The sequence below is a fragment of the Sorangium sp. So ce834 genome (assembly GCF_051521425.1).
Taxonomy (GTDB): Bacteria; Myxococcota_A; Polyangia; order Polyangiales; family Polyangiaceae; genus Sorangium; species Sorangium cellulosum_D.
The window spans coordinates 6,150,084-6,172,222 of record NZ_CP150351.1 but is presented as its reverse complement, the minus strand read 5'-3'; the positions used below and the strand labels follow the sequence as shown (position 1 = coordinate 6,172,222).

The window sequence follows — 22,139 nt, the reverse complement described above, 5'->3', positions numbered from 1 at the left end:
CGAGGAACAGCAGGAAGAAGGGCAGGGCGTTCAGGAAGAACCGGCGCGAGCGCTCGCCCGCGCAGACGCTCGCCGCGGCGAGGGCGGCCACGGCGAGGTGGTCCCAGCGCGCGGCGCCGCGCGGCGCGAGGAGGGCGACGTAGGCGAGCCACGGCAGCGCCGGCAGCCAGAAGCAGGGGCCCCAGCGGGCACGCGCGCGCCTAAGCATGATCAGAGCGGCGCGCTCGTGGCCTTGCCGTCGCCGAGCAGGCGCCGGCGCTCTCCCTCGGGGCGCGCGGTCGCCCGCGGCCCTGGCGGCGGCGCCGCGTCGGCGGCCGCGAGGGCGGCGCGCGTCCGCTGCACGAGCCGCAGGCCGGCGGCGAGCCCGACGACCGCGACGAGGGCGACGCAGGCGAGCGTGATCGGGAAGGGGAGCGCGCCGGTGAGCGGCGAGGCCGGCACGGCCGGGCCGAAGACGAGCGCGGCGACGAGGTAGGCGAGCCGCTCGTGCCGGCGCATCAACCCGCTCGGCAGCGCGATCCGGTAGACGTCGGCCTTGGCGCGCGCGTAGCTCACGAGCGACGAGGCGACCATGGCGACGAGCGGGATCGCGAGCGCGAGGGCGTGATGGCGGTAGAAGACGGCGAGGCCGATGAGGGGCGCGGCGTCGGACACGCGGTCGAGGCACGAGTCGAGCACGGCGCCGGCGCGCGACGCCTTGCCGCCCTCGCGCGCCACCATGCCGTCGAGCGCGTCGAGGACGGCGCCGGCGATGAGCAGCGCGGCGCCGGCGCGGAAGCGGCCGACCGCGAGCAGCGGCGCGCAGGCGAGCGACAGGGCGAGCGAGAGGTAGGTGAGGGTGTCCGGCGAGACGCGGAGGCGCACGAGCGCGCGCGCGGGGGCGTGGAACGACCAGTAGAAGGCCTCGACGACCGGGCCGGGGAGCAGCGCGCTCCCCGGAGAGGCGCCGAGCCGCGGCATCGCGGGCCGGCCGTGGCGCGCGACGCGCACGGCGTAGGCGCCGAGCACGGCTGTGCAGATTAGGATCGCAAGGGCGCAGGGGAGAACGGCCACCCCGGGGGCGGTTGCAGGGTTCGATCCGGGCCGGCGCGGGCGGCCGTCCTGCGCCGCCGCGGGCGGCCCCGTCGCGCCGCCGCCGGGGGCGGCCGGTATTCGGCGGCGGCGCGGCGGGGCGGCGGCGCGGCGGGAGAGGGCGAGCGGGCGCGGCGCGGCTACTTGCAGCTGGCGCGCGAGAGGCGGATGCCCTGGTCCGGCTCCGCGTAGGCGATGCCGAGCTCCCGGCCGGTCCAGGCCAGCGCCGGGTACCGGGCGGGCGCGTCGCCGCTCGCCTTGAGCTCGGCGCCCGCGGGCGAGAGATCGCGGTTCAGCAGCGCCACGAAGACGGCCGCGGGGCCGTCGCGGAACTGGTAGTACGCGACGGCCAGGTGGTGCCCGGTCCACGCGAGCGCCGGCCAGTTCGCGCTGCCGTCGCCCGGGGAGACGACGGCCTCGCGGGACACCTCGTCCTGCGCGGAGATCCGGATCGCGCGGATCTGTTCGGCGCCGGCGCGGGTGTCCTCCCAGACGACGAAGGCGTCGTCCCCGCCGAGCGCGACGCGCGTCAGCTTCGCGTCGACGCCCGGGTGCGCGATCCGGTCGAGCGGCGCGCTCCCCTGGCGCGGCCGGGCGAAGAAGAGCGTGTCGCCCTGGCTCCAGGCCAGCGCGGTCCGCTCGCCGTCGGTCGCGACCGCGGGGAACGTTGCCTGGTCAAGCGGCGTCGCGCTGCCCAGCGCGCCGCGGTCGAGGGAGCTGATCAGCGAGCAGCCCGCGTCCATCCAGGCGACGACGATCCCGCCCCGGCCCGCGGCGGCGATGGGCCACGACTCGGCCGCGCCGCTCTCGACCAGGTCGAAGGCGGCGCCCTCGGGGACGCCCTCCAGCGTCGCGCGGCGGCCGCGCACGACGCTGCCCGTGCCATCTTGGTCCTGCCAGACGACGAGCAGGCCCTCTCCGTCGCGCGTGACGCTCGGGTGGCTCGAGACGCCGGGGCCCGCCGCGATCGCCTCTTCCCGCAGCTTGTTGCCGTCCGCGTCGATCACCGCGAGGTGGATGTCGCCCTCGTCGGCCTCGCGCTCCTGCCACGCGACGGCGTACCCCGACCCGGTCGCCGCGATCGCGGGCGTGGTCCCGCGGCCGCTGCTCACCTCCAGGCCTCGCGACGTGATCGTGCAGGCCGCGGCGTGGCTCCCGGTCCCCCCGCCGCCCGTCGCTGCGCCGCTGCCCCCCGTGCCTTCGCCGCCCGTGCCTCCGCCGCCTCCCGTGTCGGCTTTGCCGCCTCGTCCGCCGGAGCCGCAGCCCCACGCCGCGGCGATGATCGCCGCGCTGATCGCGCCATGAACCCAGTGCTTCATTGTTCCCCCGTCGTGGTGATGAGAGGCCCTCGGCGCGACGCGCGCCGGGCGGAGGCCGCACCGAAGGCCCCGGCTCGCGGGTCCGCGCGGCGCCTCCCGCCGCCTCGGGGCGGCGGGAGGCGGGTTGCCGTGCGGGACGACCGCTGCTCCTCCGTTCGATGTCCGCGAGGTCGGCCGGTCGCGGCGGAGCCGCGCGTTCGCGCAGATCGCGCCGCGCTCCCGGGCGCGAACCGCCGTTCGCTCCCGCGCGGCGCGGCGCCTGCGCCTCGCGGCCGCCGCGCCGGCCAGGCGCGCGCCGATCGGCGCTGCCCCGGTTGGAACGCGCGCCGCGCGCGCCGATCCGGCCGGCGACGCTACTCGTCGGCCGGCTGCGGTTGCAGCGCCCCGGCGACGGCCGCGAGCACATCCTGCGCGGCCTCGAGCTTGCGTCGCGGCATCGCCTTGAGGGCCTGCCGCACGGCCGCCTCCACCGTCCCGGTGCGGAGGCTGTCGAGCTCGCGCCCGCGCGGGGTGAGGCCGAGGAGCGCGCGGCGGCCGTCCTTCGGGTCGGCCCGGCGCTCGATGATGCCGCGCTCCTGCAGCCGCTTGAGGACGCCCGTGAGGGTGCTCGGGTGCAGCTGCATGATCTCGGCGAGCTGCCCCGCGGAGATCCCGGGGTAGCGCCCGACGATGCGGATGACGAGCCGCTGCGGGCCCGTCACGCCCATCCTCGCCTCCATGCGCTTCGACGTCGACTGCAGGCCGTGATCGACCGCCCACAGGAGCTTCATGAAATCGAGCACCTCGCCGAGCCGAGAGGCCTTCTCTGCAGGGGGAGCGGCGTGGGACGAGCGCATCGCCGACGCTTGCTAGCTCGCCCGGGCGCAGGTTGCTAGCGCCACTGCGGGAAGTCGGGCTGGGAGGCGCGCCGCCGCGGTCTCCGCGCTTTGCCGTAGCGCCGGCGGGCGGTTTCGGAGCAAGATCGGCGTTGATGAGCTGGGCACGGCGAGCCGCTCTGTGGACCGGGCTCGGCGCGCTGATCTGCATGGCGGGCGCGGCCGTCGGCCAGGCGCCCTCGCTGCGCGCGTCCTGTTCGGCGGCGTACCGCGCCTTCCGCGATCCCGGCCTGCTCGATCCCGCGCGCGCGCGGGCGCCGACCGACGTCACGCCGGCGCTCGCGTGCCCTCCGCCGGCGCCGGTCGACGACGCGCCGCCCGCCGTCACGGCGCTCCTCGTGCGCGAGTTCCAGCCCGCGGCGGACGAGGATCTCGAGGACCCCGACGGGGCGACGCTGTCCACGCTGGCGATGCCGGATCTCGACGTCCCGCTCACGCGCCGCACGATGCGGTTCGTCCGCTTCTTCGCCCAGTCGGAGGAGGGGCGCGCCGTGTTCCAGCGCCGCTTCCGGCGCGCCGGCGCCTACCGCGAGATCATCGAGCGCGCGCTCCGCGAGGCGGGCCTCCCGGAGGACCTCCTCTGGGTCGCGGCGGTCGAGAGCGGCTTCGATCCGCGGGCGGTCTCGCCGGCCGGCGCGGCGGGGCTCTGGCAGTTCATGCCGAGGACCGGCGAGGCCTACGGCCTGGAGCAGTCCGAGTGGATCGACGCGCGCATGAGCCTCACGCGCGCCACGGACGCCGCGACCGCGCACCTGCGCGACCTCTACGAGCGCTTCGGCCGCTGGGATCTCGCGCTCGCGGCGTACAACTTCGGCCACGAGGGCGTCCTCCGCGCGCTCGCGAAGGTCGCGGCGGCGCGCGATCCCGAGGCGCGCGGGCCCATCGGGCTCGCCGAGCTCGCGCAGGCCGGCGCCGTCCCCAAGGAGACCGCGGACTACGTGCCACAGATCGTGGCGTTCGCGATCGTCGCGGGGAACCGCGCGCGCTTCGGGCTCGACCTGCCCGACGTCGCGCCGGTCGCCCCGCTCGACCTCGGCGAGGTCGCGGTGCCGCCGGGGACGCGGCTCCGGACCGTCGCGCGCGCCGCGGGCATCTCCACGGCCGCGCTGCGCGAGCACAACCCCGAGCTCCTGCGCGACCGCGTCCCGCCGGGCCGCGCCGACCACCTGATCGCGCTGCCCGCCGACCGCGTCGCGCGCGCGATGGCGCTCTTCCCGGCGTACCTCGACCACGAGGAGCTCGACGAGGACGAGGGCGACGGCCTGGCCGGCGCGCTGCCGCCGCGCGGCGCGGGCGGCGAGCTCGCGCTGGGCGACGGGTCGCTGCCGCCCCGCCCCGTGTCGCTCGGCCGGAACCGGCTCCCGCTCTTCACCCCGCCCGGCCAGGCGCCGGCGCCGATGCCGCTCCTCGCCAACCCGGAGGCGCTGGAGGCCAAGCTCCCGATCGTGATGATCGGCGGCGGCGTCGGCTTCCGCCCCGCGTTCGAGGACGATCCGCTCGGCCTCCGGAGCGGCCGCCTCGCCCCGGCGTCGCCGTTCGACGCCGTCGAGGGCCCGGGCGCGCGGCGCGCCCTCAAGGGCCGAGAGGCGGCGATCGAGAAGCAGATCGGCCTGCTCGCCGGGCTCGGCCTGGAGCAGGTGCAGCGCTTCCGGCTCCCGAACGGCATCGCGGTCGACCTCCGTGAGGACCCCGCGGCGCCGCTCGTCTCGATCAGCGCGTCCGTCGCGGTGCCGGCGCGGTCCGCGGGCGACGCCGCGGCGGCGGGGCCGGCGCTCGCCAGCGAGGCGCGCGTCGCGATCACCGTCCCGCCGCGGGATCTCGAGATCGGCGTCGATCTGGTCGCGGCGCGGCTCCGGATGCTGCTCGACGAGGCGAGCGCGGGGCGCGTGGCCGAGCTCCGGAGGCAGGCCGGCGCGGCCTCGCGGCGCGCGCTCGAGCTGGCGCCGTACGGCCCGTCGTGGCTCGCGCTCGGGGAGGCGCTGTTCCCCGCGGGCCACCCGCTCGAGGGCACGCTGCTCGGGGCGCGCGCCGACGCGGGCGCGGCCAGCGAGCTCCTGCTCACCGAGTCGCTCCGGCGCGAGCGCGCCGCGGCCCAGGCGACGATCGCGCTCTCCGGCGACGTCTCGCGCGCGGCGGTCGAGCGGGCGCTCGCGCGCTCGCTCCAGCGCGTCGTCGCCGAGCCGGAGCGGCCGATCGGGCCGCACCCGCGCGAGGAGCGGATCGTCCTCGAGGACGCGGTGCCGTCGCCGCGGCTGCTCTACGGCTGGATCGCGCCGCAGGAGGGGGGCGCGGACGAGGCGCCGCTCCGCGTGGCGATGGAGATCCTCACCGGCCCGCGCGTCGCGCGGCTCGCGAAGGCGCTCGTGACCGAGGGGCAGCTCGCGTCCGAGGTGACCGGCCGGCTGTCGCTCGGCGCGCAGGCGAGCGTGGCGGCGGTGGAGCTCACGCCCGCCCCGTCGCGCAGCGCCGCCGAGCTGGAGCAGCGCCTCGACGCCGAGCTCGCGGCGCTCGCGACGTCCGGGCCGACCTGGAAGGAGCTCGCCCTCGCCAAGGCGCTGCTCAAGATCGAGCTGGAGAAGGAGCTCGCGCGCCGCGCCGCCGCCGCGCCGCCCCCCGCGTCCCCGCGGCCGATCACGGATCTGCGCCTGCGCGCCGCGCTCGATCCGGGCAGCCTGCCGCGGCTCCTGCGCGCGCTCGAGGAGGTCGAGCCGGCCGATGTGCGCGCCGTGGTCGCGCGGACCTTCGGCCGCGAGCACCGGGTGAGCGTCACGACGTGGCCCCGCGGCGGCCCCGGCGTACGCGGCGCGAGCCCGCTCGCGACGGACGTCCCCGCCTCCGCTGCGCCGCCCGCAACGTCGCCGTGACAGCGGCGATCGCCGCGCGCCGTCACGTTGCTGCGCCGCGTGCTTGACGCGACGCAAGGGGGAACCGCGCGTTCAGCGCCGCAGCAGCATTCTGTCGAGATCTGGTGAGCCAGCTGCCATTGGCAAGATGGACTTATGGACAGGTATGGACATCTGGCATCAATTGGAGATAGCACGGGAGAATGACGACCCCTGTAAAGCCGCTGATGTCCGCCATACCAGCGAGCGATCACGCCACGAATTTCCACGACACCGCCTTCCGGCCTCCTCTCCCCCTGACGGCGGAGTCGCCGTTTCCGTCGACCCGCGTGACGCGGAGCGGCGTGGTGGAGCGCTCGACGCGGATCGCCGCGAGGGTGACGCCCGCCGAGGCGTCCGAGCCGGCCTCGCTGCTCGACAGGGTACAGGCGGTCATCGAGCTCTCGGATCAGCCGGTGCTGCGCAACCTGCTCATCACCCAGTGCTACTACGAGATCTCGGCGGAGCTCGTGAAGCTGCTCGGCGGCGGCAACGCCCACTGGTGCACGTTCGCCACGTGGGCCTCCAAGACTGCAGGGAGGTTCATCCGCAACGAGGAGGTGCCGTCGGTGCTCCGGTGGCTGATCCTCTCGGACGACGAGGAGCGGGAGGCGGTCGTGCCGCGCCTCCTGAGGAGGCGCGGCAAGGGCGAGCCAGAGCGGGCGAGCGCGTGGCGGATCAGCGCCGTCGAGCTGATCGCGCCCTGGTGGGGGCAGGGGTTCGGGCTCATGGAGCTGCCGGAGCGCATCCTGTCCGAGCTCAGCGAGGACATCGCGCTCGGCAACCTCAAGGTGTTCGAGGAGCTCGGGCCGCTCTTCGCCCGCATGATCCAGCTCTACCGGAGCTGCCCGCGGCCGGGGAAGGACGAGCTCGCGGCGCTGGTCGAGGGGCTGCAGTCGGGGCCGTCCACGGACGGAGGGCAGGGGCTGCTCCGCAGCGCCATGGAGCACTACCACGAGGCGATGCTCACGGAGGACAAAGACGAGAAGGCGGAGCGCATCCTCCTCGCCAACGCGCGCGTCGGGCTGCACGAGCAGGTGCGGCTCCAGCCGTACATCGCGCGGGCGCTCAACGCGCCCGTCCGCTGCGTGGTCGACACGGTCGGCCTCCCCGAGGCGCTCCAGTCGATGGTCCTCGACAAGGTCGAGAAGGTGCAGGCGTTCTGGCGCGCGATCGCGACCAAGGAGATGATGACCATGCGCCTGCCGGACGAGCTCCTCGAGCTCGGCCACGATCTCCCCGCGCCGCCCGGCCAGCCGCTGCACTGCGCCGAGCTCGCGACCATCGAGGATCGCGAGCTCTACGAGCTCCTGCTCAAGTACGATGCCCACGACCAGACGACGGCCGGCTGCGGCGCCGAGGACTGGGCGTTGCTGAGCGAGCGCATGAGCTACATCCTCGAGCTGTTCCGCTCGCGGCAGTGCTGCCCCCGGCTCCTCGAGCGGCCCTTCAACGGCGAGCAGCACGCCGAGATCGTCCAGTGGCGGGTGCCGTCGCCGATCCACGGCGATCTCTAGCGCCGCGCGCCGGCGCGCCCCTGCCGGAGCTCCGCCCCTCGCGCCGCGCCGCCCTGCGCGCGCCGCCCCTCACCGCTGTTCCTGCGCGTCCCCCGCGTCGACCCGCGCCCCGCGGCGATCGAAGATCTGCGTCAAGAGGCCGAGCGCGCCCTGCCGCGCGGCGATCTCGCGCCCCTTCCGGAAGGCGGCCTCCGCGCGCGCCCGCGCCTCCGCGGCGGTCGGCGCGCGGCGCGCGAGCGCGATCTCGCCCTCGAGCCGGCAGAGCTCGGCCTCGAAGTAGCGCTCGTCGCTCTTCTCGACGAAGGAGAGCGTGTCGTCGAGCAGGGCGCCGGCCTCGTCGACGTTGCCGGCGCCGAGCTCCGCGTCGATGAGCGCCGCTCGCCAGTAGGTCAGCGACACGCGGCTGCCGACGCCCATCAGCATCGTCAGGCCTCCGCGGATACGCGCGGCGCCCTCGGCGTAGCGCGCCCGCGCGTCCGCGCCGGCCGGCCCCTGCGCCGCGCGCGCCGCCGCCGCCCAGCCGAGATCGATCTGGCTGAGCGCCGCCCAGTGGGGCATGCCCACCTCCTCGGCGAGCTCGCTGAGCACGCGCGCGTGCGCCTCCGCGCCGGCGACGTCGCCGAGCAGGCAGCACAGGACCGCGGCGAAGTGCTCGACGAAGCCCCGGCTCACGGGCTGGTTCAGCTCCTCGCACAGCGCGATCGCCTCGTCGATCGAGGCCTTGCCCCGCTCCGGCTCGCCGAGGTGGAACGCGATCCAGGCGAGGTGCGACAGCGAGAACGCCGCGGCGTCGTGGCCGAAGAGGAAGGCGAGCGGCAGGTGACGCGCGGGATCGTAGATCGACAGCACCTTGTTGAAGTGCTCGCGCGCCTCGCCGAGGCGCCCCCGGAGGAAGCGCGTCGCGCCGAGCGCCTGGTGAGCGCCGAGCGAGATCCCCGGGTCGCCCGTGCTCTCGGCGAGCGCGAGCAGCTGCTCGCCGTGCTGCTCCGCGAGCGCGTAGTCGCCGCGGACGTGGAAGAAGATCCAGAGCCCCCACAGCGCGGGGAAGAGCTGCGGCGAGGAGCCCGCCTCGCGGCAGAGCGCGTGCGCGCGCGCGTACGCCGCCTCGACCTCCGGGGCGGCGTAGCCGCGCGTGATCATCAGCGGGACGCCGAGCGTCGTCTGAAGGGTGATCTCGTCGCGCGCCCGCTCCTTCGTCTCCGGCAGCTGCTTGAGGAGCTCGAGCCCGCGGCGGAGGTGGCTCTTCGCCTCGGCGTGCGCGGACGAGATGAGCGAGGCCTCCCCGGCGCGCTGCCAGGCCGCGACGGCGGGGCCGACCAGCGCGGCCTCGGTGTAGTGGTGCGCGAGCAGCTCGGGCGGCGTCCCCGGGAAGCGCTCGGCCAGCACGGCGGCGATGCGCGCGTGGTACACCTGCCGGGTGCTGCGCAGCAGCGACTGGTAGGCCGCGTCCTGCACCAGCGCGTGCTTGAACGTGTACGTCGCGCGCGGGGGGCGCCCCCGCTGGAAGAGCAGCTCGGCGTCGACGAGCTGCGCGAGCGCCTCGCGCAGCGCCGCGGGGCTCGACGCCATGAGGAGCGGCTCGCCGCCCGCGCCGCCGCCCGCGCAGAGCTCGAGCGCCTCGTAGCCGAACGTGCGGCCGAACACCGCGCCGAGCTGCGCGACCTCCTTCGCCGGGCCGAGGCGGTCGAGGCGCGACATCAGCGAGTGCTGGAGGGTGACCGGGGTCTCGAGCGCGCCCATCCACCCGCTCGCGGCGCTCGGCGAGCCGCCCGGCTCCCCTGCGGCCGCCTTGGCGGCGGCCGACTCGAGGACCATGCGCGTGAGCTCCTCGGCGAACAGCGGGACGCCGTCGCTGCGCTCGGCCAGCGTCCGGATCACCTCGTCGGGCAGCGGGGCCTGGATGGCCGACGCGCCGCTCGTCGCGTACGCGCCGGCCAGCTGCTGGATGAGCGCCCGCATCCGCTCGGCGCTGAGCGGCGCGAGGTGGATCTGGGTGAAGTGCGATCGCAGCGGCCACGGCGGCGTGAACGTGGGGCGCGCGGTCAGGAGCAGCAGCAGCGGCGACGGCCGCCCCTCGTCGATGAGCCGGCCGAGCAGCTCCAGGGTCGACGGATCGGCCCAGTGCAGGTCCTCGGCCGTGAGCACGAGCGGCTGCCGATCGGCGAGCCCGAGGAAGAGCTGGAGGAGCGAGGCGATGGTCTCCTGCCGCTGTCGCTGCGGGGTGAGCGCCGGCGCCGGGTGGCGGCCCTCGGTCGGGATCGACAGCAGCGCGGCGAGCAGCGGCACGGCGAGCGGCCCCGCCTCCGCCTCGGCGAGCAGCTGCTCCAGCCGCTCGAGCCGGTCGCCGCCCTTGTCCGAGGGCGCCCCGCGCTCGCTCGGCGCCGCGGTCGAGCCGCTCAGCGTGCTCGCGCGATCGCGATCGCCCGCGAGCAGCGCGTTGAGCAGCTCGATCACCGGATAGAACGCGCTGTTCTGGAGCTGCGGCGAGCAGCGCGCCTCGAGCCAGAGGTGCGGCGTCCCGGCCAGCCGGTCGCGGAAGGCGCGCACGCTCCGCGACTTGCCGATGCCGGCCTCGCCCGTCAGCAGCACGACCTGCCCGGCGCCGCCCGACGCCCGCGACCACCGGGTCGCGAGCTCGTCGAGCTCGCTGTCCCGCCCGACGAGCGGGGTGAGCCCATGGTGCATCCTCGCGTCGAGCCGGTCCCGCGCGGTCGTGCGCCCCTGCACCGCGAAGATCTCGATCGGCTGGCGCGCGCCCTTCGGGCTGATCTCGCCGAGCGCGTCCATGTAGTAATAGCCCTCGATGAGCTTCTGCGTGGCGCGGCTGACGAGCACCGTCCCCGGCTCGGCGTGGGCCTTCAGCTGCGTCGCGGCGTTCAGGGTCGGACCGGCGAGCGAGGGCACGGCGTCGCTGTCGGCCACGACGACGATCCCGGTGTGCACGCCGACCTGCACCGACAGGGGCACGGACACGATCTCCCGCGCGTTCAGGCGGGACATGTGCTCGACCAGATCGAGCGCCGCCTGCACCGCGCGGAGGGCGTCGTCCTCCTTGGCCACGGGGTGACCGAAGTAGGCGACCGTCTCCTCGCCGGGCGAGCGGAGGAACACCCCCTCCTGCGCCCCGATCACCTGGGCGCACGCGGCCTGGAACATCTGCACGAGCTCGTGGAACGCCTCGCTGTCGACCGTGTCGGCGATGCGCTCGGCGCCGGCGAGCCCGCAGACCAGCACGGTGAGCTGGCGGCGCTCGCCGCGGCCGGTGACGGTCACCGGCCGCGTCCCGGGCGCGGCGCTCGGGGCGGCGCTCGGGAAGGAGGGGAGCTTCGGGGCCAGCGGCGTCTCCGGGCCCTCCGCGGCGCCGAGCTGGATCGACGCGTTGCGGATCGGCCTCGCCGGCGGCTCGGCGGGCGCGAGGCCGCGGCCCGGGATGGCGAGCGTCGGCGCCGCGCCGAGCCGCTCGTCCTGCCGCTGCTGCTCGGGCGATCTGCGCTGCGTGCCCGGCGGCGGCTCGGGCGCGGAGGGCACGAGCTGCGTCTCCTGGTCCGCCGCGGCGTGGTGCACCGCGCGCGTCGCGATGGCCCGCTGCTCCGGCGAGCCGCCGCGCTCGTCGTCGCGGGGCAGCGGCCACGGGATGGCCGACACGTCGCAGTCCTCCAGCAGCTCGTACGCGTCGCGGGCGGACCGGAAGCGGTGCGCCGGCGACTTGGCGGTCGCCTGCGCGAGCAGCGCGCCGAGCGGGTGGCCGCGGAGGGCGCGGGGGATGGGCACCGGCTCGGGGCTCAGCTGGCGAAAGATGACCTCGGCGACCGTCGCCTCGTGCATCACCGGCGCGCCGATCAGGCACTCGAGGAAGGTGAGCCCCCATGCGTAGATGTCCGCCGCTGTGGTCGGGGTCGACTGCACGAGCTGCTCCGGGGCCATGTAGGCCGGGGTCCCGTTGAACTCGCCGGTCGGCGTGAGCGCGCGGTAGTCGGCGGCGCGGGCCTCGCCGATCAGCGCGGCGATGCCGAAGTCGAGCACCTTGACGTGCGTCCGCTTGCCGGAGCCGGTGACCATGATGTTGTGCGGCTTGAGGTCGCGGTGGATGACGCCGCGCTCGTGGGCGAAGCCGATGGCGTCGAGCACCTGGAGCATCAGCCGCTTCGCCTCGTTCGGCTCGATCCCCCGCGTGCGCTGGCAGCGCGCGGTCAGCGTCTCGCCGTCGACGTGCTCCAGGGCCAGGTAGAGCTCGCCTTCGGGCAGGCGCCCGGCGTCGAGGAGGCGGACGATGTTCGGGTGGCTCAGCTGGGCGATGACCTGCATCTCCCGCTCGAAGCGCGCCTCCTGCGAGCCGGACTCGCGCGAGCGCCGCAGCGCCTCGGGGCGCAGCAGCTTGAGGGCCACGCGCTGGGTGGTCACGATCTGGCGCGCCTCGTAAACGACGCTGTGACCACCGCTGCCGAGGTGGCCGAGCACCTGATACCGGCCGTCCACGAGCGCGCCGACCTCGAGCAATCCATCGCGAGCGGACATCTCTTGATCTCTTACAGCCGAACGCCGCCGGAGGGGATCGTGAACGCCGCTGACAGCCCAGGTTGATCGCTCGCGCGGCCCGAGGCCGGCCGCGGCCGCGCGTCGGGGGCCGCGCCCAGGGCTCCGCGGCGCCCATCCCTGCGGTCCCGCGGCGCAGCGCGCTTCGCGGTCCGGCGCTGGGCGTGAGTCAGACAACCGAGATTACTTCGGCGTGAGCGCGTGGTGCGAGAGGACGAGGTCTGATACCCTCGCGCTTGATGGGCAATGCCCCGCATTCTGGCAGCATGCCGCCACCCTCGAGTGGCCGGGGCCAAGGAACGCTCCTCTACGCCGTCGACGACGAGGAGAGCAACCTGGACCTCATGGACCGGGCGCTCCGCTCCGGCTACCAGGTCCGCACCTTCGGCGATCCGCGCCGCGCGCTCGCGGCGGCGGTGAAGGAGCCGCCCTCCGTCGTCGTCGCGGACTACCGGATGCCTCATTTCAGCGGGCTCGCGCTGCTGCGCGAGCTGCGCCGGCAGGGGCTGAGCTACGTCCCGGTGCTCGTCTGCGCGCCGACCGACGTGGAGCAGATCCAGAAGATCTCCCGGGAGAGCGCGAGCTTCCGGATCATCACGAAGCCCTGGATCGCCTCGGATCTGCGCCGTCAGGTCGACCTCGCGGTGAGCCTGCACCAGCTCCAGGCGACGAAGAACCTCCGCTGAGCCGAGCGCGCCCCGTGACCCTCCGGCGCGCGGTGCTGGTCGACATGCCGGGAGCGCCGCCGGCCTCCGCGGCATGTCGGCCGCGGCGCGCGCGCGCCGGGCCATCGCCGTGAGCGCCCGCTCCCTCGACGCGGTCGCGCTCGAGCTGCCGCAGCGCTTCGGCGACCTCCGGGGCTCGCTCGCGGCGATCGATCGTCTCCTCGGCGCGCCCGCGCTCGCCGGGGCCGATCTCGCGCTCTTGCCCGAGCTGATCGTCACGGGCTACGTCTCGCCGCGGGGCGAGAGCGATCTGCGCCGCTTCGCGGAGCCGCTCGACGGCGAGTCCGCGCGGCGGCTCTCCGAGCTCGCGCGCAAGCACGGCATCGCGCTGGCGGGCCCGCTCGTCGAGGAGAGCCGGGGCCGCTTCTACAACGCCCTGCTCGTCTTCGACCGCGACGGGCGGCGCGTCGGCCACTACCGCAAGCGCCACCCCTGGTTCCCGGAGCGCTGGGCAGCGCCTGGCGATCTCGGGACCCCGGTCCTCGATCTGCTCGGCGTGAAGGTGGCGCTCGCGATCTGCTTCGACGTCCACTTCCTCTCCGAGGACGCGGGCGAGGCGCTCGACGCGGCCGATCTGCTACTCTTCCCGACGGCCTGGGTCGATCCGCCCGGGGAGGGCGACGCGCGCGCCGAGCTCCTGCCCGCGCTCGCGCGGCGCCACCGCGTGGCGATCGTCAACGCGAACTGGGGGCCGTCGCGGCCCGCGCTGGACGGCCAGGGCGGCTCGCGCATCCTCGACGCCGACGGGCGAACGGTCGCGGCGGCGCCGCCCGGTCCGGGGCCGAGCGTCGTGCGCGCCGCCTTGCGCCTCGGGCAGGGCCGGCGCGAGCGCTGAGGGGAGCCGAGGGAGCTCGCCCAACGCCGGCGCGCCCGCGGTCGCGCTCAGGCGAACGGGAGCTTGCTCAGGTCGACGTTTCCCCCGCTCAGGATGACGCCGATCCGCGCCCCCTGGACCTTGCGCAGCAGGACGGCGGCCACCGGGACCGCCGAGCTCGGCTCGATGAGGATCTTCATTCGCTCCCAGACGACGCGCATCGCCTTGACGATGTCCTCTTCGCCCACGGTGACGATCTCGACCCCGCGCTCGCGCAGGACCGCGAAGGTGAGCTCGCCGAGCGAGGTGCGGAGGCCGTCCGCGATCGTGGTCGGGTCGTTCGAGGGGAGGATCTTCCCCTCGCGCAGCGAGCGGGCCGCGTCGTCGGCCGCCTGGGGCTCGGCGCCGACCGTGCGCGCGCGCGACAGCGCGCTTGTCGCGACGGCGGTGCCCGAGAGCAGCCCGCCGCCGCCGACGGGCGCGACAACGGCGTCGAGGTCCTCCACCTGGCTCGCGAGCTCCAGCGCGGCCGTGCCCTGGCCGGCGATGACGTGCGCGTCGTTGTACGGGTGGACCAGGATCGCGCCCGTCTCGGACAGCACGCGGGCGAGCGTCTCCTCGCGCGACCGGAGCGTGGGGGCGCAGGTCACGATCCGGGCGCCGTAGCCCTCGACGGCGGCGCGCTTCACGGCGGGCGCGCTCTCGGGCATGACGATGTGCGCAGGGACGCCGCGGATGCGGGCGGCGAGCGCGAGCGCGGCGGCGTGGTTGCCCGAGGAGTGGGTGGCGACGCCGCGGCGCGCGTCCTCGTCCGAGAGGGCCAGGACCGCGTTGCACGCGCCGCGGAACTTGAACGCGCCGACCCGCTGCAGGTTCTCGCACTTGAAGAAGACGCGGGCGCCGGCCATGCCGTCGATCGTCCGGCTGGTCATGACGGGGGTCACGTGGGCGTGCGGCGCGAGGCGCGCGGCGGCGCGGCGGATGTCCTCGATCGTCGGCAAGGGGCTCATGGACCGGCATCGGAGCGCGGCCTGCGCCCGACGTCCACCGCGAGCGCGCCGCGCCGGCGCCCGCGGCGTGGCGTCAGAACAGGTCGGCCGCGACGCCGTCGGCGAAGATCCAGGCGGCCCGCGGGACGCTGAGCCGCCCGCCGTCGACCTTCAGGCGGCCGGCGCGCTCGAGCCGCTCCGCGGCCCGCCGTCGCGCGGGCGTCCACGCCGGCACCCCGAGCGCCGCCGCCGCCGCCTCGAAATCGAGCCCCTCGCGCAGCCGGAGCCCGAGCATGATCCGCTCGAACAGGCGCGTCTCCGGGGCGAGCCGCTCGTCGCTCTCCACCGGGACCGGCCCGCCGTCCTCGGCCATGGTGGCCATGTACCGGTCCGGGCTCACGAGGTTCCGGTAGCGGATCGCGAACGCCTCGCCGCCGTCCACCGCGCTGGCCGATCTCAGGCCCCAGCGCGGATCCGGGCGCGATACGGTGCCGTAGGCGGCGCACCCGAGCCCGACGTAATCGACGCCTTTCCAGTAGCCGAGGTTGTGGCGCGCCTCGTGGCCGGGCTTCGCGTAATTCGAGACCTCGTAGTGGGCGAGCCCCTCGGCCTCGAGCGCCTCGTCGATCGCGAAGAACGTGTCCGCCACCCCGTCGTCTCCGGCGAGCGGCAGGCGCCCGCGCCGCGCCAGCTCTCCGAACGAGGTGCCCGGCTCGACCGTGAGGCTGTACGCCGAGATGTGGGTCACGCCGGTCGAGGCCACGGCGCGCGCCTCGGCGGCGGCGTGCTCCGGGCGCTGCTCCCGCGCTTCCTCGGCCGTCCCCACCGCGACACCGTAGATGAGATCGCCGCTCACGCGCGGCATCCCGGACCGGAGCGCCGCCGCGAGCGCGCCGAGCCCCCCGTCTGGGTCGTGCAGGCGGCCGAGGAACCGGAGCCGCTCCACGTCGAGCCCCTGAACGCCGACGCTCAAACGGTTGACCCCGACCGCTCGGAACGCCCGGGCCCGCTGCTCGTCGAGCGAGGTCGGGTTGCACTCGACGGTCACCTCGAGGTCGGGCGAGAGCCGGCCGGCGGCCGCGGTGATGGCGGACAGCACCCTGCCCATCTCCTCCGGCTCCCACAGGGACGGCGTCCCGCCGCCGAAGAACACGCTCCGGAGCTCGCGCTCGCCCAGCGCATCCGCCCGCCTCCGGAGCTCGGCCAGCACGGCGTCGGCATAGCCGCGGTGGTCGATCGCCTCCCGCGCCTTCGCGAACGAGACGAAGTCGCAGTAGGGACACTTCTTGAGGCACCAGGGGAAGTGGACGTAGGCGGTGATCGGCTCCATGGAATCCATGAACATAGGGCGCAACGGATGCGACGGATGCGACGGAAGCGACGGATGCGACTGGCGCAACGGACGAGACCGACGCGACCCGCTCGGCCGAGACGACCGACGCGACTGGGGCAATCGACCTAGCTGACGTGACCGACGTGACTGACGTAACCGAGGCGACGGACGCGGCTGGGGCGGCCGCTGCGGGAGATGAGAAATGGATCGGCGGCGCGACCCGCGCCGGAGACGCGCATGGTGACACAATTGCGGGGCCTAGATCGCGGTGTTAGCGTGCCAAAGGGAGAGGGCGCATTGCGCCCGCCGAACTCTTCATGCTGACGTTGACGGAGCTTGTCGATCGCGTTCGGACCTACCAGCCGGCTGCAGACGTCGATCTCATCGCCCGGGCTTACGCCTACAGCTCTGACGCCCACAGGGGGCAGACCCGCAAGAGCGGCGACCCGTATTTCTCCCACCCGGCGAGCGTCGCCGCGATCATCACCGAGCTCAAGCTGGACACGGCGAGCGTCTGCGCCGGGCTCCTGCACGACGTCGTCGAGGACACCCTCGCGACGACCACCGACATCGAGAACACCTTCGGCCAGGAGGTGGCGTTCCTCGTCGACGGCGTGACGAAGCTCTCGAAGATCAACTTCGCCTCCAAGGAGGATCGGCAAGCCGAGAACTTCCGCAAGATGCTGGTGGCGATGGCGCGCGACATCCGCGTGCTCCTCGTGAAGCTGTGCGACCGCCTCGACAACATGCGGACGCTCGAGTTCATGAAGCCCGAGGCGCAGGACCGGATCGCCCGGGAGACGATGGAGATCTACGCCCCGCTCGCGAACCGCCTCGGCATCGCGCGCTTCAAGAGCGAGCTCGAGGACCTGTCGTTCAGGTACATCGAGCCGGAGGCGTGGGCGGACCTCTCGCAGAAGGTCAAGACGACCGCGAAGGAGCGCGACAAGTACATCCACGAGGTCTCGAAGGTGCTCGCGGGCAAGCTCGCGGAGCAGGGCTTCGCGGTCGACGTCACCGGCCGCGCGAAGCACCTCTACTCGATCTGGCGCAAGATGCAGGCGCAGCAGTGCGACTTCGACCAGGTCTACGACGTCATCGCGTTCCGCGTGCTCGTCGAGTCGGTCGCCGACTGCTACGCGACGCTCGGCGTCATCCACTCGCAGTGGACCCCGGTCCCCGGCCGCTTCAAGGATTACGTCGCGCTGCCCAAGCCGAACATGTACCAGTCGCTGCACACGACGGTCATCGGGCCCGGGCGCGAGCGGATCGAGATCCAGATCCGCACCCACGAGATGCACCGCGTGGCGGAGCAGGGCATCGCGGCGCACTGGAAATACAAGGAGAACAACTCCGGCGGCATCGACCCGAAGGACGCCGCGCGGTTCGGCTGGCTCCGCCAGCTGATGGAGTTCCAGAAGGAGCTCAAGGACCCGGCCGAGTTCCTGGAGAGCGTCAAGGTCGACCTGTTCCAGGACGAGGTGTACGTCTTCACGCCGAAGGGGGACGTGCGCGTCTTCCCCCGCGGATCGACGCCGATCGACTTCGCCTACGCGATCCACACGAAGGTCGGCGAGCACTGTTCGGGGGCGCGGGTCAACGGCGCCATCGTCCCGCTCCGCTCGAAGCTCCGGAACGGCGACGTCGTCGAGGTGATGACCAACCCGAGCCAGCACCCGTCGAAGGACTGGCTCGACTACGTGTCGACCAGCCGCGCGCGCTCCAAGATCCGCAACTACCTGCGCGCGGAGCAGCGCGAGAAGTCGCTCAAGCTCGGCCGCGAGCTCCTCGAGAAGGAGATGCACCAGCGGAGCATGAGCCTGAGCCGCCTCACCAAGAACGAGGCCGAGCTGCGCAAGGTCATGGACAAGTTCGGCGTCGCCTCGGCCGACGAGCTGTTCATCGCGGTCGGCTACGGCAAGGTGAGCGTCCGCGCGGTGTGCGAGTTCCTCGCGCCCACCCCCAAGGAGAACGACAAGGGCACCCCGACGACGCCGCCCGAGTCGATCAAGGAAGGGCGCATCGAGTCGCTCGTCCGCAAGGTCACGGGGCGCGACAGCCACGGCATCCTCCTGAACGGCATCGACGATGTCCTCGTCCGCTACACGAAGTGCTGCAACCCGCTCCCCGGCGACGAGATCGTCGGGTTCATCACGCGCGGCCGCGGCATCACGGTCCACCGCCGCAACTGCGCCAAGGCGTTCGACACGGATCCCGAGCGCCGCGTGGAGATCTCGTGGGACTCGCGCGCGAAGATCAACCGCCCGGTGCAGATCAAGGTGATGACGGCGAACCGGCCGGGCATCCTCGCGACGGTCGGCCACACGTTCCACGAGCAGGGCATCAACATCAGCGAGGCGACGTGCCGGGCGGGCGACGACGGCCGGGCGATGAACACGTTCACCTTCCTCTGCTCCGATCTCGCGCAGCTGAAGAGCGTCATCCGGCGCCTGCAGCGGATCCCCGGCGTGATGGCGGTCGAGCGGACCTGAGCCGGCGCGTCAGCGGCCTGAGCCGGCGCGTCAGCGGCCGCGGCGAGCGCGCGCCCCGCCGCTCGCCCTGGGCGGACCACCTGCGGCGCCCGGGCCGGCGTCCGGGAGCGCGCGGGTGAGGGGGCGGCCGAGGTCGCCGCCCGGCTCGTGCCGCGCCGCGATCTCCTGCACCTTGCGCACGAGCCGGGTCACGTCGTGGTGGCGCACCGGCGATCCGGCGGCGGCGCGATCGCAGAAGAACGTGCGGCACCCGAGCGGCCTCGCGGCGTAGATCGCGCAGCGACCGGCGTCGGTGAGCAGCGGGCACCGCCGCTCCGCCGCCTGCGGCAGCGCGCGCCGCCGGCCCGGCTCGCCGGCGGACGCCGTCGGCTCGGGCGCCAGAGCCCCGCCTGCTCGCACGATGCCCTGGAGCGCCCGGGGGCCGCCCAGGGCCGCGATCGCGCGCCGGACGGCGGCGAGCTCGATCGACGTCACGTACGGCTCGCGGCCCGTGATGCCGAACCGGCAGCACTCGGTCGAGGCCTGGCAGGTCCAGCCATGGAAGACCTCCTCCGCCTCGCGGTACACGGCCGAGAGCTCGGCGAGCAGATCGGCTTCACGGGCGTGCGGCTCAGGGGTCGCGGTGCGGCGCATTCGTCAGGGCGAGCTCTCGTGCGTCCGCGCGCACGACGGCGGCCGGCGCGAGGCGGGATCGGAGCGGGCGGATCCCGAGGCGCGAGCCTAGTGCCGCGCGGCGCCGCCGCGAAGCGGCAATCCGCGGGCGCGCCGGGAGCGCTGACGCGCGGCACAAGCGCGGCCTTCCCGGAGGCGAGCCGCCCAGCGACCGGCGGACGCCGCCTCGGCCGCGGCGGGCGCGCGTGCTTCGCGCGCTGGGCGGCGAGCGCGCACGCGCTATCCTCGCGAACGATGTCATCTCTGCGCCCGAAGCTTCGAGCTCTGGAGGTCGTCGTCATCCAGGATGAGCGCCACGGCCGCGCGCTGATGCTGCGCGACACCGAGGGCATCGCGCCGTCCGCCGTCGTCGTGCCCGCCGGGAGCTCCGCGGTGCTCGCGCGCTTCGACGGGCGGCGATCGATCGACGAGATCGCGCGCGACGCCTCCCGGTCGACCGGCCAGCGCGTGGACGCCGCCTACGTGGCGCAGCTGGCCGACGAGCTGGAGGACGCGTGGATGCTGGACAGCCCGCGGTTCCACGCGCGCCGGCGGACCGTCGTGCGGTCGTTCGACGCGGCGCCGATCCGGACGGCCGCCCACGCGGGCGGCGCGTACCACGGCGATCGGCTGAAGCTCGCCGAGTTCATCGAGCGCCAGTGCCTCGGGGTCGCGCGGCCGCAGGGCGGAGCGGCGCGCGCCGCGGCCCAGGGCGCGCCGGAGCGCATGGTCGGGCTCTGCGCGCCGCACATGGACCTCTGGCGCGCCGCGGCCGGCTACGGGCACGCCTACGCCGCGCTCGAGCAGGCGCTGGCCGCGCCGGGGCTGGAGAAGGTCGACACCTTCGTTCTGCTCGGGACGTCGCACGCGCCGATGCGTCGACCGTACGCGGTCTGCGAGAAGACGTTCGCGACGCCGCTCGGCCCGCTCGATCCGGATCGCGAGATGATCGCCGAGCTCGAGGCGGCGAGCCGCTTCGACGTGCACGAGGATCAGTACCTGCACAAGAACGAGCACTCGATCGAGTTCCAGGCCGTGTTCGTGCGGCACCTCCTCGGCGGCCGCGCGGCGTCGATCGTGCCCATCCTCTGCGGCCTCTCGGAGTGCCAGGCGCGGCGCCACGACCCCGCGCAGGACGACGGCGCCGAGTCGTTCCTGACGGCGCTCCGCGGCGCGCTGGCGAGGCGCCCCGGCCGCGTGCTCGTGATCGCTGGGGCGGACCTCGCCCACGTCGGGCCGCGCTTCGGCGACCCCGCGCCGCTCGACGAGCGCCAGCGGATGGCGCTGCGCGATCGCGATCTCGCGTCGATCGAGCGCGCGACGTCGGTCGATCCGCCGGGCTTCTTCGCCGATGTCGCCCAGGACCTCGGCACCCGCCGCGTCTGCGGCCTAGGCCCCATCTACACGCTGCTCCGCGCCCTCCCGCCGTCGTCGCGCGGAGAGCTGCTGAACTACGAGCAGTGCGTCGACCCCGAGGAGGGATCGATCGTCAGCCACACGTCGCTCGGATTCTACGGGTGAAGGTGCGCGCCTGCTCGGCGCGTCGCGCGTCATCACGGGCGAAGCGCGCTCGTCCGACGCGCGTCGTCGTGGGGCGCGCCGGGAGCCCCTTCCGGCGCTGTCGCGCCGCGAGGCTCCCTGGCGTACGGCGGTGGTCGGCTCAGCCGCGCGGAACCCTGCGGCGCGCGATGTCGAGGCCGAGCCGGTCGGCCTCGCGGTAGATCGCCTGCCGCGACATGCCGAGGGCCCGCGCCGCCGACGCGACGGAGCCGTTGGCGCGGGCGAGCGCGTCCTCGAGGCGGGCGCGCGCGAGCGACGGATCCGTCGCCGGCGGGAGGTTCGGCTTCACCCGCGGGCCGCGCGCGAGCGAGCCCGCGATCGGCGTGACGGAGAGCGGGCCGTCCGGCGAGGCCTGCGCCGCCGTCACGATGGCGTTCTCGAGCTGCGGCACGCCGCCCGGCCAGCCGGCGCGGACGAGCGCCTCCAGGAGCTGCGGGGTGAAGCGATCGAGGCCGATCGCGTTGCGCTCCGCGATGTCGCGCACGATGAGCGGCACGTCCTCGCGCCGCATCTCGAGCGTCGGGATCGTGATCCGCTTGCCGGAGAAGAGCGACGCGAACCACGGCGCCACGCGCCCGTCGCCGGCCGCCCGATCGAGAGGCTGCCCGGTCGTCGCGATGATGCTGACGCCGTTCGAGCGGCCGACCGAGTGCGCGATCTCCAGCTGCTGCGGCCGCGGCAGGCGATCGGCGTCGAGGACCAGCCAGGTCATCGGCCGCGCGCCCGGCGGGATGACCGGCTTCGTCTCGGCGCCGCCGTCGACGACCAGGGTCTCGCCCAGGCCCTCGCGCACCGCGGCGGCGAGGCGGGCGAGCGTGCGCTTGCCGACCCCGGGCGCGCCCTCGATGCAGACGCTGGAGCCCGACTGCACGAGCTTCATCACCGGATCGATCCAGTCCTTGCGCTGCTTCGAGCCGAACACGAGCGGCCCGAGGCGCGACGGCGCGCCGTCGTACAGCGCGAGGTGCCGCTCGACGAAGACGGCGAGCTGCTGGCCGAGCCGCACCACGTCGCCGTGCATCACGCCGATGCGGCGGGCGCGGACGCCGTTCACCCACGTCCCGTCGTGGGTGTCCATGTCCTCGATGTAACAACCGTCGGAGCGGACGCTGATCTTGGCGTGCTCCGGCGCGACCCCGCTCCCCTCGATGCGCCCGTCGCGCGCGGCGCTGCCGATCACGGCGCCGTCCATGAGGCTCACGATCCGCGGCGGACCATCGAGCCCGATCAGGACGAGCCCCCACCCGCCGTCGTCATCCTGTCGCTTGGCGTGGACTCCGGACCGGTACTCCTTCTGAAGGACCGGCGCCGCTGTCTCCGCAACGTCCACTCGCAAAGCAGTCTGTTCGTTCATGCTCCCCCCAAGTCCAAAGGACCT

At 74.6% G+C, this 22,139-nt stretch carries 14 protein-coding genes; 6 read left to right on the top strand and 8 right to left on the bottom strand.

All coding sequences use genetic code 11. The annotated features are described in order from the left end of the window. Positions 1-210: 210 nt before the first annotated feature. The 3 genes from WMF20_RS22330 to WMF20_RS22320 form a co-directional block, all read right to left on the bottom strand. On the bottom strand, positions 211-1,008 hold the full coding sequence (locus tag WMF20_RS22330; protein ID WP_437616617.1) for a CDP-alcohol phosphatidyltransferase family protein: 798 nt from the start codon (positions 1,006-1,008) through the stop codon (positions 211-213). A gap of 203 nt (positions 1,009-1,211) precedes the next feature. Then, the gene (locus tag WMF20_RS22325; RefSeq protein WP_437616615.1) at positions 1,212-2,390 is read right to left on the bottom strand and encodes a hypothetical protein; all 1,179 of its coding nucleotides are present in this window, start codon (positions 2,388-2,390) and stop codon (positions 1,212-1,214) included. Positions 2,391-2,743: 353 nt separating this feature from the next. Continuing rightward, positions 2,744-3,226: a MarR family winged helix-turn-helix transcriptional regulator gene (locus WMF20_RS22320; protein ID WP_437616611.1), complete on the bottom strand. Its 483-nt coding sequence runs from the start codon at positions 3,224-3,226 to the stop codon at positions 2,744-2,746. A 134-nt stretch (positions 3,227-3,360) separates the two neighbouring features. On the opposite strand from WMF20_RS22320, the gene WMF20_RS22315 reads away from it, so the two are divergent. Then, positions 3,361-6,129, top strand: a complete 2,769-nt coding sequence (locus WMF20_RS22315) for a transglycosylase SLT domain-containing protein (RefSeq protein WP_437616609.1) — start codon at positions 3,361-3,363, stop codon at positions 6,127-6,129. Positions 6,130-6,311: 182 nt separating this feature from the next. Further along, the gene (locus WMF20_RS22310; protein WP_437616607.1) at positions 6,312-7,664 is read left to right on the top strand and encodes a hypothetical protein; all 1,353 of its coding nucleotides are present in this window, start codon (positions 6,312-6,314) and stop codon (positions 7,662-7,664) included. Between the two features lie 69 nt (positions 7,665-7,733). On the opposite strand, the gene WMF20_RS22305 is transcribed toward WMF20_RS22310, so the two are convergent. Beyond that, entirely contained in the window at positions 7,734-12,179 is a 4,446-nt protein-coding gene (locus WMF20_RS22305; protein ID WP_437616605.1) for a protein kinase domain-containing protein, read from the bottom strand. Between the two features lie 284 nt (positions 12,180-12,463). Here WMF20_RS22305 and WMF20_RS22300 point away from each other — a divergent pair, with 284 nt between their 5' ends. Continuing rightward, positions 12,464-12,883 carry a response regulator gene (locus tag WMF20_RS22300; RefSeq protein WP_237245555.1) on the top strand — a complete coding sequence of 140 codons (420 nt, stop codon included), beginning with the start codon at positions 12,464-12,466 and terminating at the stop codon, positions 12,881-12,883. Positions 12,884-12,992: 109 nt separating this feature from the next. Continuing rightward, complete coding sequence (locus WMF20_RS22295) at positions 12,993-13,757, top strand: carbon-nitrogen hydrolase family protein (protein WP_437616602.1); 765 nt, start codon at positions 12,993-12,995, stop codon at positions 13,755-13,757. A 47-nt stretch (positions 13,758-13,804) separates the two neighbouring features. On the opposite strand, the gene WMF20_RS22290 is transcribed toward WMF20_RS22295, so the two are convergent. Together WMF20_RS22290 and hemW are read right to left on the bottom strand one after the other, a co-directional pair. Beyond that, positions 13,805-14,746 carry a pyridoxal-phosphate dependent enzyme gene (locus tag WMF20_RS22290; protein ID WP_437616600.1) on the bottom strand — a complete coding sequence of 314 codons (942 nt, stop codon included), beginning with the start codon at positions 14,744-14,746 and terminating at the stop codon, positions 13,805-13,807. 73 nt (positions 14,747-14,819) lie between these two features. Next, complete coding sequence (gene hemW, locus WMF20_RS22285) at positions 14,820-16,055, bottom strand: radical SAM family heme chaperone HemW (RefSeq protein WP_437616598.1); 1,236 nt, start codon at positions 16,053-16,055, stop codon at positions 14,820-14,822. 320 nt (positions 16,056-16,375) lie between these two features. On the opposite strand from hemW, the gene WMF20_RS22280 reads away from it, so the two are divergent. After that, positions 16,376-18,550, top strand: a complete 2,175-nt coding sequence (locus WMF20_RS22280) for a RelA/SpoT family protein (protein ID WP_129576249.1) — start codon at positions 16,376-16,378, stop codon at positions 18,548-18,550. A gap of 30 nt (positions 18,551-18,580) precedes the next feature. Here the strand turns inward: WMF20_RS22280 and WMF20_RS22275 are convergent, their stop codons facing one another. Then, the gene (locus tag WMF20_RS22275; protein WP_437616596.1) at positions 18,581-19,183 is read right to left on the bottom strand and encodes a YkgJ family cysteine cluster protein; all 603 of its coding nucleotides are present in this window, start codon (positions 19,181-19,183) and stop codon (positions 18,581-18,583) included. Between the two features lie 273 nt (positions 19,184-19,456). On the opposite strand from WMF20_RS22275, the gene amrB reads away from it, so the two are divergent. Then, entirely contained in the window at positions 19,457-20,722 is a 1,266-nt protein-coding gene (amrB, locus tag WMF20_RS22270; protein ID WP_437616594.1) for an AmmeMemoRadiSam system protein B, read from the top strand. A gap of 139 nt (positions 20,723-20,861) precedes the next feature. Here the strand turns inward: amrB and WMF20_RS22265 are convergent, their stop codons facing one another. After that, positions 20,862-22,091 carry an FHA domain-containing protein gene (locus WMF20_RS22265; RefSeq protein ID WP_237245550.1) on the bottom strand — a complete coding sequence of 410 codons (1,230 nt, stop codon included), beginning with the start codon at positions 22,089-22,091 and terminating at the stop codon, positions 20,862-20,864. Between the last annotated feature and the right edge of the window lie 48 nt (positions 22,092-22,139).